Source organism: Neptunicoccus cionae, assembly GCF_014643735.1.
Lineage (GTDB): Bacteria > Pseudomonadota > Alphaproteobacteria > Rhodobacterales > Rhodobacteraceae > Amylibacter > Amylibacter cionae.
In genome coordinates this window covers 1115488-1132142 of record NZ_BMKA01000002.1, presented here as the reverse complement: position 1 = coordinate 1132142, position 16655 = coordinate 1115488, and the positions used below count along the sequence as shown (strand labels likewise).

18 protein-coding genes are annotated in these 16655 nt (G+C 56.2%); 14 read left to right on the top strand and 4 right to left on the bottom strand.

All coding sequences use genetic code 11. The features are described 5' to 3' along the window. The 9 genes from IEX10_RS10710 to IEX10_RS10670 all read left to right on the top strand — a co-directional run bounded on the left by IEX10_RS10710 (position 1) and on the right by IEX10_RS10670 (position 7743). Positions 1-384 carry an ExbD/TolR family protein gene (locus tag IEX10_RS10710; RefSeq protein ID WP_188674479.1) on the top strand — a complete coding sequence of 128 codons (384 nt, stop codon included), beginning with the start codon at positions 1-3 and terminating at the stop codon, positions 382-384. Beyond that, the gene (locus tag IEX10_RS10705; protein ID WP_188674476.1) at positions 381-1283 is read left to right on the top strand and encodes a TonB family protein; all 903 of its coding nucleotides are present in this window, start codon (positions 381-383) and stop codon (positions 1281-1283) included. The genes IEX10_RS10710 and IEX10_RS10705 overlap by 4 nt, the downstream gene beginning before the upstream one ends. A 108-nt stretch (positions 1284-1391) precedes the next feature. Beyond that, entirely contained in the window at positions 1392-3401 is a 2010-nt protein-coding gene (locus IEX10_RS10700; RefSeq protein ID WP_188674473.1) for a TonB-dependent receptor domain-containing protein, read from the top strand. 13 nt (positions 3402-3414) lie between these two features. Beyond that, a complete protein-coding gene (locus IEX10_RS10695; RefSeq protein WP_188674470.1) occupies positions 3415-4470 on the top strand; it encodes a hemin-degrading factor in 1056 nt (351 codons plus the stop codon). 1 nt (position 4471) lies between these two features. Further along, complete coding sequence (locus IEX10_RS10690) at positions 4472-5320, top strand: heme/hemin ABC transporter substrate-binding protein (protein WP_188674467.1); 849 nt, start codon at positions 4472-4474, stop codon at positions 5318-5320. Positions 5321-5323: 3 nt separating this feature from the next. Beyond that, positions 5324-6373, top strand: coding sequence for a FecCD family ABC transporter permease (locus tag IEX10_RS10685; protein WP_188674464.1), 1050 nt, complete (start codon positions 5324-5326; stop codon positions 6371-6373). After that, positions 6370-7155, top strand: coding sequence for a heme ABC transporter ATP-binding protein (locus IEX10_RS10680; RefSeq protein WP_188674461.1), 786 nt, complete (start codon positions 6370-6372; stop codon positions 7153-7155). Before IEX10_RS10685 ends, IEX10_RS10680 begins: the two co-directional genes overlap by 4 nt. A 97-nt stretch (positions 7156-7252) precedes the next feature. Further along, positions 7253-7429, top strand: a complete 177-nt coding sequence (gene hemP / locus IEX10_RS10675) for a hemin uptake protein HemP (RefSeq protein WP_188674458.1) — start codon at positions 7253-7255, stop codon at positions 7427-7429. 50 nt (positions 7430-7479) lie between these two features. Then, entirely contained in the window at positions 7480-7743 is a 264-nt protein-coding gene (locus tag IEX10_RS10670; protein WP_188674455.1) for a DUF1289 domain-containing protein, read from the top strand. On the opposite strand, the gene IEX10_RS10665 is transcribed toward IEX10_RS10670, so the two are convergent. The 3 genes from IEX10_RS10665 to IEX10_RS10655 all read right to left on the bottom strand — a co-directional run bounded on the left by IEX10_RS10665 (position 7729) and on the right by IEX10_RS10655 (position 9535). Next, the gene (locus IEX10_RS10665) at positions 7729-8199 is read right to left on the bottom strand and encodes a Dps family protein (protein WP_188674453.1); all 471 of its coding nucleotides are present in this window, start codon (positions 8197-8199) and stop codon (positions 7729-7731) included. The genes IEX10_RS10670 and IEX10_RS10665 overlap by 15 nt on opposite strands. Positions 8200-8345: 146 nt before the next feature. After that, positions 8346-8783, bottom strand: coding sequence for a hypothetical protein (locus IEX10_RS10660; RefSeq protein WP_188674449.1), 438 nt, complete (start codon positions 8781-8783; stop codon positions 8346-8348). Positions 8784-8881: 98 nt separating this feature from the next. Then, positions 8882-9535, bottom strand: a complete 654-nt coding sequence (locus IEX10_RS10655; RefSeq protein ID WP_188674446.1) for a GntR family transcriptional regulator — start codon at positions 9533-9535, stop codon at positions 8882-8884. 162 nt (positions 9536-9697) lie between these two features. Between IEX10_RS10655 and dctP the strand changes: the two genes are divergently transcribed. From dctP to IEX10_RS10630, 5 genes are all read left to right on the top strand, one after another. After that, on the top strand, positions 9698-10684 hold the full coding sequence (dctP, locus tag IEX10_RS10650; protein ID WP_188674443.1) for a TRAP transporter substrate-binding protein DctP: 987 nt from the start codon (positions 9698-9700) through the stop codon (positions 10682-10684). An 82-nt stretch (positions 10685-10766) separates the two neighbouring features. Next, complete coding sequence (locus IEX10_RS10645) at positions 10767-11318, top strand: TRAP transporter small permease (protein ID WP_188674440.1); 552 nt, start codon at positions 10767-10769, stop codon at positions 11316-11318. Beyond that, positions 11318-12634: a TRAP transporter large permease gene (locus IEX10_RS10640; RefSeq protein WP_188674437.1), complete on the top strand. Its 1317-nt coding sequence runs from the start codon at positions 11318-11320 to the stop codon at positions 12632-12634. Before IEX10_RS10645 ends, IEX10_RS10640 begins: the two co-directional genes overlap by 1 nt. Further along, on the top strand, positions 12631-13887 hold the full coding sequence (locus IEX10_RS10635) for a malonyl-CoA decarboxylase (RefSeq protein ID WP_188674434.1): 1257 nt from the start codon (positions 12631-12633) through the stop codon (positions 13885-13887). The genes IEX10_RS10640 and IEX10_RS10635 overlap by 4 nt, the downstream gene beginning before the upstream one ends. After that, a complete protein-coding gene (locus IEX10_RS10630) occupies positions 13884-15401 on the top strand; it encodes a malonate--CoA ligase (protein ID WP_188674431.1) in 1518 nt (505 codons plus the stop codon). Before IEX10_RS10635 ends, IEX10_RS10630 begins: the two co-directional genes overlap by 4 nt. Before the next feature lie 174 nt (positions 15402-15575). Here the strand turns inward: IEX10_RS10630 and IEX10_RS10625 are convergent, their stop codons facing one another. After that, the gene (locus IEX10_RS10625) at positions 15576-16622 is read right to left on the bottom strand and encodes a phosphotransferase (protein WP_188674428.1); all 1047 of its coding nucleotides are present in this window, start codon (positions 16620-16622) and stop codon (positions 15576-15578) included. Between the last annotated feature and the right edge of the window lie 33 nt (positions 16623-16655).

Sequence of the window (16655 nt, the reverse complement as noted above, 5' to 3'; positions counted from 1 at the left end):
ATGGATTTCGCACCGCCCCCCCAACGTAAAACCGGCGAGTCCATCGTTCCAATGATCAACGTGGTGTTTCTGCTGCTGATCTTCTTTCTGATGACCTCAGAAATTAAAGCGCCGGAACCTTTTGAAATTTCCCTGCCCACCGCTGACAGACTAAGCGTGCCGGAGTCTGAATTGACCCTTCATGTCTCCAAAGAGGCCACAATCCGGTTTGATGACTTCCAAGGGGATACGGCATGGGCGCGTCTTGGCGGGCAGATAGATGCAAACTCTATACTGAAACTGCGGATTGATGCGGCGTTGCCCGCACCGGAGTTGGCCAAACTTCTACAGCGGCTCACTCCGCTTGGTGCCGCTTCGGTTGAAATAGTCGCGGTGCAGAAATGAAAGCCTATGCCGAGATACTGTTTTTCGGGGCCATCGCCGTGTCTGTTCACGCGGCGGGTTTTCTCGCCGCACCGGAAACGGGCGAAGATGGCGGTGGCCAGCAGGGGGAGATGATGATGTCGCTTCACGGTGTCACCCCGCAAATCGAAGCGATGGTAGAGCAGTGGACACGCCCGCCGGAGGTTCAGACGGATCTGCCAGCACCGGCGCCGCAATTGTCGCGGCCGCTAGAAACTGCGCAGGCTAGCCCTGCCCCGGGTCTTGCCCCATCCCCGTTTGCGCCGGTGCAACTGCAAGCACCGCACCGCACGCAGGCAAATGCTCCGACGCTGAAAGCGCCGGCAATCAATACGCACAGCAGCCCGCCCCCCCCGAGAGTTGACCCACCACCAAAGGTGCGGCCCAAACCCCGCCCCGCCCCAAAGCGGGCGGAAAAGGTTAAACCGAAGCCTAAGAAGCCAACCACGAATGCCGCCCCGAAACCGGCCCGCAAAGCAGCACCAAAGGCGCAAAAGGCCCAAGCCGGTCAGCAGCAACAAAAAGCAGCCGGAGCAGGCAAAACCCGCACAACAGGGACCGGCGGCAAGGCCAAAGTCAAATCCGGCACAGCAAAATCCGCAGCACGGGCACTGGATGTTTGGGGCGCGCAGGTGCGCCGCGCCATTGAGCGGCGCAAACGCCCTGTGCGCGGGCTAAGCCGCCGCGCCTCTCTGGTGTTGCAGGTCACGGTTGCTGCGAACGGTCAGGTGCTCAGCTATCGGATCGTGAAATCTTCGGGCAACGGCAAGGCGGATAAGGCGGCATTGCGCGCTGTGAACGGCGTGCGGGCCCCCCGCGCGGTACGAGGTGTGTCCGTTTCGAAACACAGTTTCCGCATTCCGATCATCTTCAATCCTTAGAAAATTCATTAGTTGACAAAAACACTAAGAATCTAAATACACAGTCCAAAGTAGCCACCCGACTCGCGTTAGGAAGTGAACAACAAAAAACGCGAGAGGGAATGGATCATGAAATCCAACAGATTTATGCTGGCGGTTGTTGCCGCAATTACAGCGCAGGGCGCCCATGCCCAACAGTCCACCGAAGTGGATCCGATTGTCATCAATGCCGGTCAGGACAAAGTGGCCTCCGACGTGCCGCAGTCCGTGACGGTGGTCAATCAGGAACGGCTCGATGAAACCCAAGCTGCCACCATTGGCGATATTCTCGCCCAGGTGCCCGGCGTTTCTGGCGTTGGGTCCAGCAGCCCGCTTGGCCAGTCCTTTAACATTCGCGGCGTTGGGGCCGGTCTGAACGCCGCGGAATCCTCGATCCTGACACTCGTCGACGGCGAGGAGCTTTACTATGAAAGCTACCGTCAGGGATCGCTGTTTGTAGAACCCGAACTGCTGAAACGGGTCGAAGTGCTGCGCGGTCCGGGATCATCCACGCTTTATGGCTCCGGTGCGATGGGCGGCGTCATCCTGATGGAAACCAAAGATGCCACCGACTTTCTGGAAGGGGACGACACATTTTCAGTACGCCAAAAGCTGACCTTTGAATCCAACGAGGATAAATTCCAGTCCTCTACAATCATGTCCTTTAAACCGGACAACAAATTCGACGCCTTATTGGCACTGACGTATTCTGACATCGGCCAAAGCGAGGACGGAGACGGCAATACTCTGATCCGCACCAATGCCAACATCGCCAACTTCTTGGGCAAGGCAAACTACAGCGAGGGCGCGCACAGGTTTGGCGCCTCTTACCAGCATCTTTACAGTGACGGGGAAGATCAGGACTTTAACCAGTTGGACGGACCGCAAATCGGGCGTTTCCCCGGATTTACAGGTTGGGGTGTTGGCGACATCACCACAGAAGCCCAAGTGGCACGTCTGGAATACGGCTTCGCCCCCGAGGACAAACCTTTCTGGGATCTGACAGCCACGCTATCCTACACCAACTCCTCCAAACTGGTAGAGCAAGGCAGCGTCGCGCAAGAACCGATCAGCGCCACCTTGCTTGGCGAACGATCATACGAGTTGTGGAAACTGAAGGTCGAAAACATGGCCGATCTGTCCACAGAACGGTTCGATCACTACCTGACTTTCGGTGTTGCAGCGTCCCGCAAGGACCGTTCGGCTGATCCGGCGTCCACGTCCCATGCAGAAGCGATCACTGACACCTATGAGCTTTACGCGCAGAGCGAGCTGACCCTGAACGACCGCCTGACCATCAACACCGGTTTGCGCATTGATCACCAGAAAATTTCCCCGAAGTCCACATTTACCGCTGCGACGGAAACGACAACTGCGACGGCCATCGAACCGCAGATTGCCGCGCTTTACCGGTTGAATGATAACTGGAACGTCTTTGGGTCGCTGTCCCGCGTAAACCGCCTGCCCACAGACGACGAAATCTACGATGCCTTCAGCGGCGGTCTGCCTAATCTGGGCCTGAAAGCCGAAAAAGGCATGAACTATGAAATCGGTGTGTCTTACAGCGGCCAAGGTCTGTTTCGCGCCGATGATGCAGTCGATTTCAAACTGACCGCCTTTTACAATGACATCGAAGACAAGATCATCCGCACCGGAGGCGGTGCTGGTGTGATCGGCTTTGACAACATCGACTCCGCGATCATCAAAGGCATCGAAGCCGAAGGGCGTTATGTTGCGGGTCGTTTCTCGGCCTCTGCGGGGCTGTCGGTGCTGGACGGTGAAGGGCCGGACGGGGCCAAACTGGATACGATTGCCAATAACACGCTGACACTCGGTTTTGGCTATCAGCTTATGCCAGAGCTAAAGATCGGCATTAACAGTGTCTTTGCGGCAGATCGCAGTCAGTCCCGTGGCGAATACGACGGCTATACCGTCCACAATATCTACGCCACCTACATCCCTGATCATGGCGCCCTCGAAGGGCTGGAGGTGCGCCTTGGCGTCGATAACATCGCGAATGCGACCTACCAGCCCGCGACCTATCTGTCGCAATCCGCCAAAGGGCGAAACTTCAAACTTTCCCTCGCCAAAACCTTTTAAACCGGAGACCGCTATGCTGGACCAAACTGTAACCGAAACGTTCCAAAGCTTTCAGAGCCTGACGCAAGAAAAGGGCGCGATGCGCGCTGTTGATGCGGCACGGGAACTGGGCATCAGCGAAGCGGAATTGGTAGAGGCCAAACAGGTCAGCGGCGCAGCAAAACGCTTGCGCCGCGACGACACCCGCGGGTTTGCCGCACTGCTTGAAGGCATGGTGGGCCTTGGCGAAGTCATGTGTCTGACCCGCAATGAACACGCCGTGCATGAACGCTATGGGGAATTCGACAATGTGAAAATCGGTAAGGTGATGGGGCTGGTCTTAAACCGCACCATCGACCTGCGGATTTTCATGAACCGCTGGGCCTTTGGATATGTGATCGAAGAAGAAGTCAGCTCCGGCCTGCGAGTTTCCTTACAGTTCTTTGATAAATCCGGTCGTGCGGTTCACAAAATCTATCCGACCGAGAACACCGACCGCGCCAAATTCGACGCGCTGGTGGAGGGTTGGATCGACGATACGCCCGCCAAGATCAAAACGCAAATCGCTGATCCCGCCCCTGTTGACGGGGCAGACAGTGATGTGGACACAGCCGCCTTGCGCGCAGACTGGGACGCCATGACCGATGTGCACCAGTTCTTTGGCATGCTGAAAAAACACAAAGTGGGCCGAATGCAAGCCCTGCGTTTGGTGGGCGAGGATATGGCTTACCGCGTTCCAAATGAGGCCGTAACTTGGGCGCTGGAGCGCGCCGCCGAAGCAAAACTGCCGGTAATGGTGTTTATCGGAAACTCTGGGTGCATCCAGATTCACACCGGCGAGATCGAGAACATTAAGGCGATGGGGCCTTGGATTAACGTGCTAGACAAAAAGTTCCACATGCACCTGCGACAGGACCATGTGGCCCACGCATGGATCGTGCGCAAACCCTCTAAGGACGGGATCGTCACCTCACTTGAAGCCTTTGATAAAAACGGCCAGAGCTTTTTTCTCATGTTCGGCGAACGGGGCGAAGGTAACGCGGAACTTGAAGGATGGCGGAGCATTCTTAACGGTCTGGGACGCGCGTAACATGCTGAAATCCCTCACGCTTGCCGCTGCCTTATGTCTGACGACCACCACGGCGGCACTGTCGCAAAACTACGAACGGATCGCCGTTGCCGGTGGCGACATAACTGAAATCATCTACGCCCTTGGTGCAGGAGACCGGATCGTCGCAGTCGACAGCACTTCGGGCTTTCCAGCGAATACAAAGACCAAAGCGCAGATCGGCTATGTCCGTGCGCTCTCCGCCGAGGGTGTCCTTTCCCTGTCGCCGGACCTTCTGATCGGTGCGGATGATGCCGGTCCCCCCAATGTGATCGACACGCTGAAATCTGCGGGCCTAGCTGTGGCGCTCGCCCCGCTTGGGCAGGGGGCAGATCGGGTGCCTGCAAAGATGCGCTTTGTTGGCGAAACTTTGGGACTGCGTGATCAGGCCGATGCGCTGATCACGCAATACACAGCGGACATGGCAAAGCTGAAGGCCCGCGTCGATGCGCTGGAGCATCGCCCCAAAGTGCTTTTTATTCTTTCGCTCAGGGATGGGGCCCCATTGGTGGGCGGGCAGGAAACCTCTGCCAGTGACATCATTGAACTGGCAGGCGGCACAAACGCAGCCGCAGCCTTTGCGGGTTGGAAACCCATGAACGCAGAGGCCCTGATCGCTGCCAATCCGGATTTCATTCTGATGTCGGGCGTTCATGCGGACAACATCGGAGGGGACGACAAGGTCATGAACCGTCCCGATGTACAGCAGACGACGGCGGGCAAAGCGGGCAATCTGGTTAAGATGGACGGCATGAAGCTGCTCGGCTTCGGGCCGCGCACTGCGGAAGCGGTTGCAGAATTGATGAACCACCTGCATCCAATCGGGAAGTAAGCCGTGACCCTCGCCGAGACATCCCCCCGCAAGGTCCGGACCCTGAGCCGGCAACAAACCGTTTTTGTCGGACTGGTCTGCGCGGTGATTGTCATCGCGTTGGCAGAAATCGCAATCGGGCCGGTGCCCCTGTCGCTGTCTGAGATGATCGACACCGTGACAGGCCAAGCCGACCCGATGCCAACTGCGATTGTCACCCAAATTCGCGCGCCGCGTATGGTGCTGGGACTGGGGGTCGGCTTGTCGCTGGCGATGTGTGGCGCGGTGCTGCAAGGGCTTTTGCGCAATCCGCTGGCAGATCCCGGTCTGATCGGGATCTCTGGCGGTGCCTCTGCGGCGGTTGTGATCGTTATCGTGCTTGGTGATTTGTTTATCGGCGAACTTCCCGCCGCCTTGCGCCCCTACCTTCTGCCGGTTGCTGCCTTCTTCGGTGCGCTGCTGGTCACAGCGCTGATCCTTGGCCTTTCCAAGAAAAACGGCGAGATGTCTGTCGGGCGGCTGATCCTTGTGGGGGTTGCGATCAATTCCATTGCCGGGGCTGGCATCGGGTTCCTGACCTATATTTCCACCGATACCCAACTGCGGGACCTGACGTTCTGGTCAATGGGCAGCCTTGCCAAATCCGGTTGGTTGGCTGTGCTGATCAGCGTTGCGATTATGGCGGTCAGTAGCCTTGCCCTGCTGCGCTTCACCCGAGCGCTGGACTTGTTTCAACTGGGCGAGCGGGCGGCCTTTCATTCCGGTCTTGATGTGATGCGGATTAAATTTACCGCCTGCGGAATTTGTGCGCTGGCCGTTGGGGCCGGTGTGTCGATTGCCGGACCAATCGGTTTTATCGGGCTGGTCGCACCCCATATCGCCCGCATGTTGGTCGGGGGCGCCCACCGCGCGTTGCTGCCAGCCTCAGCCTTAACAGGGGCGGTATTGTTACTGGGGGCCGACCTGATCGTGCGCAACGTTGCGCCACCACAGGAACTGCCCATCGGATTGGCCACATCGCTGATCGGCGGGCCGTTCTTTTTGTACCTTCTGCTGCGGACAGGTAAATTATGATCACAGGACGCAATATCGACGTGGCCTTCGGGCCAAAGACCATCCTGCGCGGTGTGGATGTGGACGTACCTTTTGGCAAACTGGTCGCGCTATGCGGGCCTAACGGAGCGGGAAAATCAACGTTGCTATCGGCGCTGGTCGGGGATGTACCGACAGCGCGGGGAGAAATCCACTACGGCAACACAGAACTGCGCCACATGGATGCAGCAGACCTGTCCCGCCACCGCGCTGTGCTGGAACAATCCCCGACCCTTTCGGCAGCATTCAGCGTTGCCGAAGTGGTCCGCCTGTCGATCCCGATCGAATACCCCCCCACAGACACGCAGGTTCTTGTCGCAAAGGTCATTGCGCTACTGGGACTGGAGCTTTTTGCGGATACTCCGGTACCAAACCTGTCCGGCGGACAGAGGCACCGCGCCCATCTCGCGCGTGTTCTGGCGCAGCTGACAGCCAATCGCAACCTGTTTGGACCAGGGTATCTGTTTCTGGACGAGCCCACCGCAAGCCTTGATATTCTTCACCAGATCGAGGTGATGAAGACCGCGCGCACTATGGCGCGCAGCGGGGCTGGCGTGCTGGTGGTGCTGCATGATCTGAACCTCGCCGCCGCCTTTGCCGATTCGATCTGTCTTATGCGAAACGGGAGGGTGGCAAGCTCCGGCAAGGTAGGAGAGGTTTTCACCGCACAAACCCTGTCAGAGGTCTATGCCACACCCATTTCTGTCCAAAAAACAGGCGAAAGCCCCCTGATGATCTTACCAGATTACCACAATGCCGCCTGAATAAACCAACCTATTAAGTCGGAATTGACATTGTTGAGCGTTTTAGTAAGTAATGACAGCAATCGTAAAAAACCACTAACCTTGGACGTATTCTTCCATGACCACGCCACCCACCAGGCGCGAGCCGGCGCCCAATAGCCTGCCGGACGACGGCCTTCCAGTCTATGATGCACACAAAATGCTTGCGGGTAACACGACCGCGCGCATCCAACTGGACGACCAGACCTACATCCTGCGATTGACCCGTCAAGGAAAGCTCATCCTCACCAAGTAAGCCAGACCGCCGACGCTCGCAGCAGTCAAGCCCCAGCCAGAGTGACCGAAATGCCAAAGACCCCTTCCCCCTGTATTGATGTCTGCAAGTTCAAACGCGGGGGCCATTGTATCGGCTGTTCCATGACCAAAGAGCAGAAATCCATGTTCAAATCGCTGAAAAAAGAAAAACACCAGCACGCCTTTATTGACATGCTGGTGTCCCAACAGGCGCACCTTGGCAAATTCGGACACTGGTCCGATGCCTATCGCGCCAAGTGCCGCAAAAAGGGCGCGCCCAATCCTTTGGAAGCATTGACCTCAGGCGAGGTGTGAGCGCAGGAACCACGCGAATTTTTCGTGGGTCTGGCCACGCGCGATGCACAGATCTTCTGTCAGCGTATCACCCGCTTCGGCAGCCAATGCGCCACATCCCGCCAAAGTCGCGGCCAGTGTTTCTTGTGCTTCCAGCAGCGCTGCGATCATCTCCTTATCGGTCGCTTTGCCTTCGTATTCGGACACTTTGGACCGTTTTATCATTCCGGACAAAGTGCCTTCAGCGTGGGCGTTCAGGGCTTTCACACGCTCTGCCAGATCATCCTGCGCAATAAAGTGATCTTCATAGATTTTCTGAAACAGATCGTGCAGCGGGCCAAAGGCCATACCTGTCACATTCCAGTGAAAGTTTTGCGCCAGCATCGTGGTCACGGCAGTTTCCGCAACGCTTTGGTTCAGCGCATCGGCGATGGCTTCTCTGGCGGAGGGGGTCAGGTCTGTAGCGGTCTGTGTCATCATTTATCCTTCTTCATGCAACAAGCGGGGATACGGGAGAGCAAACGGGTGGCTGGCATCAGGCTGGCGTCCCTGAAGGAAGATAAAGCACAAATCCGAGTGGACTGCAATGGTTTAGAATCATTCTAAAATGAACCAACACTACACTAAAGCGTGAAGCGACCGCCAAACCGCCCTACTGCACCGCGAATAAGAAACCGGATAGAGCGCTGCATAGTCTTGTTAACACGACTACGCACCAGAAACTCCACCGAGGCCATATCCCCCTGCTGTGCCACAGTAAGCACCTGCAACAACCAACGTTCGTCAAAGCTTTCTTCTGCTGCGCCAACCGCAAAGAATCTTGGCTTGCGGCCCACCCCCTGATGGAGGCTGCGCAGGAGCGCCTCTTCAAAGCGGTGTTCGCTCTGGGTTTCATCCACGCAAAGCAGATTACAAGCTTCAGAGACATCGACACGGGCACTGGCACGGCAGCGCATGGCCGATAGGCGTAAGCGGTTCAGACGGCACGTTTGCTCACGGCTACGATGGAGCTGCGCATGTTTGATCGCAGGTGTATCGACACGGGTTCGGTTTGGAATCATCGGAAGGTCACGTCTTGCTCGTCAAATCTCTGAGTAAAATAATCAGAAATTAAAAAACTGCAACCTACAGAAGTGCCGCACGCTTGGAATAGCACACCTCAGGCATTCAAACTGGCGATCAATTGCTGGAACTTTTCACCCTGCACCGCCACATGATCCCGCAACGCACGGGCGGCAGCGTCTCCGTCTCCGTTTTGCAACGCCGCGACGATCAATTCATGCTCCGCCATGGATTGCGGCATCCGCCCGCGAAATCGCAATTGGGTCCGGCGGTAGGGTTTCAGACGATTTTGCAACCGCCGCGCCTCTTTCTCCAAAAAGCTGTTTGCCGACCCGCGATAGATCGTCTGGTGGAATAATTCGTTTTCACCATAGTAGGCTTCAACATCCAGCGCGGCGATAGCTTCCTGGCACCTGGTATTTGTGGACCTAAGCAATGCCAGCCCGTCGTCACTGATCCGAGAGGCCGCCAATCGCCCGCAAGCAGCTTCGATCTCGGCCATGGTTTCAAACATCTCCATCAAATCCACCGGTCCGGGCAAGCGCACGAAAACACCTCGCCTGGGGATCTGTTCTGCAAATCCCGACAACACCAACCGCTGTAGGGCTTCACGGATCGGAGTGCGCGAAACCGCAAAGCTCTCGGCCAGCTTGATCTCGTCCAGCCGATCACCGTCTTTATACTCTCCGCTGAAAACAAGCTGCTCCAGAGTGTCCGCGATCTTTTCGGCGCGGGTCAGTTCAGTGTCCAATGTAGCGTCGCCCCTAAGATTGAGTGCCAGATTATAGTTCTTGTATACAAAAATGTTGACCCTGAATGCAATAGTGTGGCTAATACCAAAAGCAACGGGCAACCGTCTGCAACGGATCTCCGGTGGATACCGGAGACCTGCACATCTAACGGGAGGAATACGATGAAAGCGAATTTTTTAACGACCGCCGCTGCGCTGGCAGCACTTTGTCTGGGCGGAGCAGCACAAGCCAAAGAGCTGCGGTTGTCTCATCAATGGTCTAACAAAGACGTGCGCCACAAGGTGGCGGAGATTGTTGCCAATGAAGTCGCCGCAGCTGATGTGGATCTGGACATCAAGATTTTCGGCTCCAAGTCGCTGTTCAAACCGCGCGAGCAGTACCGTCCGCTCAGCCGTGGCCAGCTTGATATGACTGTGCTTCCGCTAAGTTATGCCGGTGGCCAGCAACCGGCCTTTAACCTGACACTGATGCCCGGTCTGGTGAAAAATCACGATCATGCCGCGCGCCTGTCCGACTCTCCCTTTATGGACGCGTTGGAAGAAAAGATGGCCGAAGATGACGTGATGGTTCTGGTGCACGGCTATCTGGCCGGTGGGTTTGTCGGCAAAGACAAATGCATCACCAAACCCGAAGACGTGAAAGGGCTTCAAACCCGCGCGGCCGGTAAGGCCTTTGAACAGATGCTGGCCGGTGCTGGTGCATCCATCGCATCTATGGCGTCGTCCGAGATTTACAACGCCATGCAAACCGGTGTTTTGAATGCAGCTAATACATCTTCGTCTTCATTTGTGTCTTATCGAATTTACGAACAGGTGAAATGCTATACCCCCGCGGGTGACGTAGCGCTGTGGTTCATGTACCAGCCGCTGCTGATGAACAAATCCACTTTCGAAGACCTGAACGAAGCGCAGCAGAAAGCCCTGCTCGACGCATCCGCCAAAGCCGAAGCTTACTATCTGGAAGAGGCAAAGAAACAGGACGCTGCTTCTGTGAAGGTCTTCGCTGATGCCGGTGTGGAAATTGCCGAAATGTCGCCGGAGGATTTCGAGGCATGGCGCGCTATTGCACAGGAAACGTCCTACAAGAAGTTCGTGACCGAAGTGCCTGATGGCCAGGCTCTTTTGGATATGGCTCTCGCTGTAGAGTAGTCCACGGCTTCCGGCAGCGGCCCCGCTGCTGCCGGAACACCATCCCAAGCATTTCCCCAATTAACCCGAGGACGCTCTTTCTATGGCTGGCCATACCCCCTCTGCTGCGACTTCCCATGTGGGCAACAATGCCTTCCTGCGCGTTGTCGCCGCCCTTTCCACCCTGTCAGGTTGGTGCTCTGCCGCGATGATCGTTGCGGCTGTTGTGATCACCTGCCAGATGATCGTCGTGCGTTTTGTGCTGAACGGTTCAACCGTCTGGCAAACAGAGGCGGTGATCTATCTCGCCATTTCCGCAACCCTGATCGGCCTGCCCTATGTTCAAAGGCTGCGCGGCCATGTGAATGTGGATCTGGTCCCGCTGGCGCTACCGAAAAAGGCGCGGTTTGTCCTGTGTATCTGTACGCTCAGCCTGACCATTGCGATGGTCTGCGTCATGCTGTGGTACGGGTTCGAGTTCTGGCATCTGGCGTTTGAACGCAACTGGAAATCCGACACGATCTGGGGTGTGCGACTGTGGATTCCCTACCTTGCACTGCCGGTGGGCTTTGCGCTGTTCCTGCTCCAACTGATTGCCGATCTCGTGGCTGTCATCCTAAAAATCGACCAACCTTTCGGACTGGAGGACAACTAATGGACCCGTTAATCCTCGGCGCTATCGTCGCCATCTCGACAATCCTGATCCTGTTCTCCGGTGTGTCAGTCGCCATCGGTCTACTGCTGGTATCCACCCTGTTCCTGCTGATTTTTGACGGCGTTCGCTCGCTTGAATTGTTGCCGGAAATCCTGTTTGGAAAGCTCGATAACTTTGCACTGCTTTCCATCCCTATGTTTATCATCATGGGCTCTTCTATCGCCTCCACCCGCGCGGGTGCTGATCTTTATGAAGCGCTCGAACGCTGGCTGACACGGTTGCCGGGCGGTCTGGTGATCTCCAACCTCGGGGCCTGTGCGCTGTTTGCCGCCATGTCTGGCTCCAGTCCTGCCACCTGTGCCGCTATTGGCAAAATGGGTATCCCAGAGATGCGCAAACGGGGCTATCCTGACGGCGTGGCCGCCGGTTCCATCGCAGCTGGGGGCACCCTTGGCATCCTGATCCCACCTTCTGTCACAATGATCGTTTACGGCATCGCCACAGAATCCTCTATCGGGCGGTTGTTTCTGGCGGGGGTGATCCCGGGATTCATGCTGGTTCTGCTATTTATGATCTGGTCGCTCTATTCCACATGGGCCTCTGGCAATAAGTCCCTGCTCAGCACGCGTAGTTATTCGTGGAAAGAAAAGTTCGAAATTCTGCCCCGCGTTGTGCCATTTCTGCTGATCATTCTGGGTGTGCTCTACGCCATGTACGGCGGCGTCGCTACGCCATCGGAAACTGCCGCAGTGGGCGCGCTTATGTGTCTGGTCATTGCGATGGTGATCTACAAACTGTGGAACCCGAAAGACCTGTGGGTCGTGTTGCGGGACAGTACACGTGAAAGCGTGATGATCCTGTTTATCATCGCCGCAGCTGGCGTCTTTTCCTACATGCTGTCGAGCCTGTTCATCACCCAGTCCATTGCCGAATGGATCGGCACCCTCGATGTGAACCGCTGGGTTTTGATGGCCGCGGTAAATGTTTTCCTGCTGATCGCCGGTTTTTTCCTGCCCCCTGTTGCAGTGATCCTGATGGCCGCACCGATTCTGTTGCCGATTATCACCGCCGCCGGGTTTGATCCGATCTGGTTCGCGGTAGTGCTGACCATCAATATGGAGATCGGCCTGATTTCCCCGCCGGTGGGTCTGAACCTTTATGTTATCAACGGCATCGCGCCTGAAATTTCGCTAAAAACCATCCTTATGGGCTCGCTTCCTTATGTGGGCTGTATGGTTCTGGCGATTATTCTGCTGTGCCTGTTTCCCGGAATTGCCACATGGCTGCCCGACGCTGTAATGGGAGTTGCACGATGAGTTTTTTCTCTGAAATGGTATCGACCGTATTTGAAAGGCGCTACAAACGCGGCCTTTTGAAAGATGCGGACGGGCGATCCATGCAGGACCTATCCGAAGCGTTGCTGAGCAGTCAGGGCGAGGTGTCAGGCGCCACACTCGCGCGGAGCATTCTGGATCGATACACCCGCCTGTCGACGGATGAGAAACACGACTTCTTCACCTTTATGGCCGAAGGTCTGGAAATAGAGGCTGATGCCGTTGTTACCACTCTGGAAGCTTACAAAACCGCACCTTCCAAGCAAAGCTATCGGGACTTCGCCACAGCTTGTGAACCCCGCCGTCAAGAACTCGCACGGCGAATGAATCAAGTACCCGGTGCGACGGCGCAGCTGGTGGCCATGCGAAACGACTTGCTGAAACTGATGCGCAAACACCCCGCGCTTGAACCCGTAGACGTGGATTTCAAACACCTGTTTTCGTCATGGTTCAATCGCGGTTTTCTGGTGCTGCGCCCAATAAGCTGGAGCAGCCCCGCCGATATTCTGGAGAAAATCATCGCCTATGAAGCGGTCCATGCCATCGACAGTTGGGACGATCTGCGCCGCCGCCTGAAGCCCACAGACCGGCGTTGTTTCGGATTTTTCCATCCGGCAATGGCCGAAGAGCCGTTGATTTTCGTTGAGGTCGCCCTGACCCGCGGTGTGCCGGATTCCATTCAGGATCTATTGGCAGACGGGCGTGAAACGATCGAAGCTGAGGACGCAGACACGGCTGTTTTCTATTCGATTTCCAACTGCCAATCGGGCCTTGCAGGGATTTCCTTTGGCAACTCCCTGATCAAACAGGTGGTCTCGGATCTGTCACAGGAACTGCCGGGGCTGTCGAATTTTGTGACGCTTTCGCCCATACCGACGTTGAACAAATGGCTTGAGAAACAGGAAGCGGATATAATCTTTGCGAAAGAAAATCCGGCAGCCACCGCTGCCCATTACCTGCTTGACGCCAAACGGGCGGACGGAATGCCATACGATCCAGTCGCACGGTTCCATCTTGGAAATGGCGCATTGGTGCATAAGGTTCACGCAGGTGCGGATACTTCGGATAACGGGTTAAAGCAATCGGGCGGAACCATGGTGAATTACCTTTACGATATTCAGAAAATTTCGCAAAACCACGAGCAATTCGTAGGACAAAAAACTGTTGTCGCCTCGGGCGAGGTGCGCCAGTTGGCCGCCTCCGGAGCCGCGATAAAGACAGGAGACCCATCATGACAAACCCGCTCTATGACACGCTATTCGGCAAACATCAGGGAAAGACCACGCCGTTCCTGCGCCTTATTGATGGCACAGTGATCACCCATGACGGTTTCCTGCAAACAGCCGCACAATACGCCCATCTACTTAATGCTCTGGGCGTGACTGCAGGCGACAGGATCGCAGTGCAAATCGCCAAATCCCCGCAATCACTGGCAGTCTATTGCGCCTGTGTTCAGGCGGGTATTATCTTCCTGCCCCTTAACACCGCCTATACCGCCGATGAAGTGGCCTATTTCGTCGAAAACAGTGGCGCACGCGTCGTGTTATGCGATGAAGGCCACGCCTCCGATCTGGCCCCCGTCGCCAAAAGTGCCGGTGCAACACTGGAAACCCTGAACGGGGATGGCAGCGGGTCTTTCACAACCAAAGCTGTGGATTATCCAGTGGCTTTCGAAACCGTGGCGCGGGAGGCGGACGATCTGGCAGCTTTCCTCTATACTTCTGGCACGACAGGTCGCTCCAAGGGTGCGATGCTGACGCAGGCGAACCTACTGTCTAATGCGAAAACGCTGGCCGAAGAATGGCGCTTCACCGATCAGGATGTGCTGCTGCACGCGCTGCCGATCTTTCACACCCACGGGCTGTTTGTGGCGACCAATATCACCCTGTTCGCGGGCGGGCAGATGATCTTTATGCCCAAGTTCGATCTCGACCAGATTGTGGCTAACTTGCCAGCTGCAACGACTATGATGGGCGTTCCCACGTTCTACACGCGTCTGTTGGATGATGCGCGGTTTACCAAAGACCTCGCCCAACATATGCGGCTGTTTGTGTCAGGGTCCGCGCCCTTGCTGGCGGAAACCCATGTGTCCTTTGAAGAGCGCACCGGCCACCGGATTCTGGAACGCTATGGCATGACCGAAACAAATATGAACACGTCGAACCCCTACGACGGGGAACGCCGTGCAGGGACTGTTGGCTTTGCCCTGCCGGGTGTTGAGGTGAAGATCACCAATGCAGACACTGGCGAAACCCTGCCCCAAGGCGAGATCGGCCAAATCGAAGTGCGCGGACCGAACGTGTTCAAAGGTTACTGGCAGATGCCGGAAAAAACCGCCGAGGAACTGCGCGAGGACGGGTTTTTCATCACGGGCGATCTGGGGCAGTTCGATGCGGACGGGTACATTCAGATTGTTGGGCGCAACAAAGACTTGATCATTTCCGGCGGGTACAACATTTACCCCAAAGAGATCGAGTTGCTGCTGGATGAAGAGCCCGGCGTACTGGAAAGCGCTGTGATCGGCGTGCCCCATCCAGACTTTGGCGAAACAGTTGTGGCGGTTTTGGTACCGCAGGCAGGGAAGGATCTGGACCTCGAAGCAATCAAAGCCAGTGTCGGCACTTCGCTGGCCCGGTTCAAACAGCCGCAACGGCTGATCGTGCTGCCGGAATTGCCGCGTAACACGATGGGTAAGGTGCAGAAAAAGGCGCTGCGCGAGGAATACGGGGGTTTGTTTACCGGTGAGTAATCTCGGTAAAAAGAGTAACAAAGGGGCGTCGATATCGGCGCCCTTTTTCGTTAGTGAGGCTTTGAAGCGAAATTTTAAGACACTGATATTACGGAGTAAACATGATTAAGACCCTGCAAATATGAAGCGTCATACAAGAGGCGTCTAAAATGAAGCTTCATATTTGCAGGGTGTTCAGCACTGTTCCGTCCACAGTTCAGGCGCAATCTCGTGATCATCGCAAAATGACAGCAACCGCTGCAGATCTGCACGACGCCACTCTCTCTTATGGGCGCTCGAGTTATCGAACAGCACGGTTGCAACCACCGTCAAAAACAGCTTTCCCAAAACGGACAAAACATACCCGCGTTGACAGTCCGGCAATGCAAAACCGGTCAAACCCTGCCCTAACAGCGCTTTGTGATAGGCTCGGACCAATCCCCGCTCCGCACCGCGCCGCTGTTCCGGCGACAGCGAACTGATCAGGAAATACCCCAGATCGCTCGTCCCGTTACCATATCCAGTGAACTGCCAGTCCAGCACGACAGCGCCTTTGGGCGTGAACAGAACATTATCCACCTGCAAATCCCGATGAATGCAGGTCTGCGGCCCCTGCCCCAACAACTGCGCATACAAATGCGGGTTATCTGCCAGATGGTCGCCAAGCCTACGAAACCCGGCCGGCAGGTGCTGGTCCGGTAAAATCTGTGAAAGCCGTGCGGGGTAATCGGTCCAACACTGTGCGAAATCAAACTCCGGCAACCAGCTGTTTTCGGCCGGTCCCTCCTCCCAATAACTGGCGTGAACCTTTGCCATCGCAGCGATCACCGCCTGCGCATCTTTCAGCGAACACCCTTTAACAAAATCTCCAGAACGCGCCTGTGCAAAATCTTCCACCAGCACGATGCTGTCTCCGGAGTTTTCGTCGAAGTCGGCATAACAGCATCGGGGGACGGGAAGGTTTCGGCGGTCAGCCTTCCTAGAATAAAACCCCACTTCCCGCCTGTTGGCCTCTGCCAGAGCCTTGCGGAATGCGGGACGTTTGGCAGAGAGTTTCGCGATAATCGACTCAGGACCCTTCGTCTCGGAATAGTCCAGACCCAACCGGATCAGACTGCCGCCGGTAAAACTTTCGTCTCGCCCGATCCGTTGCGCTGTGCAGCCGGTGACAGTCCGGCCCATCGCGACTGACAACCAGTCCGGCGTGATCTCTTCTGCGTTTTGGGGGATGGGCAAGGACATCGGGCAACCGTTGAAAAACAGAACATTTCCGCG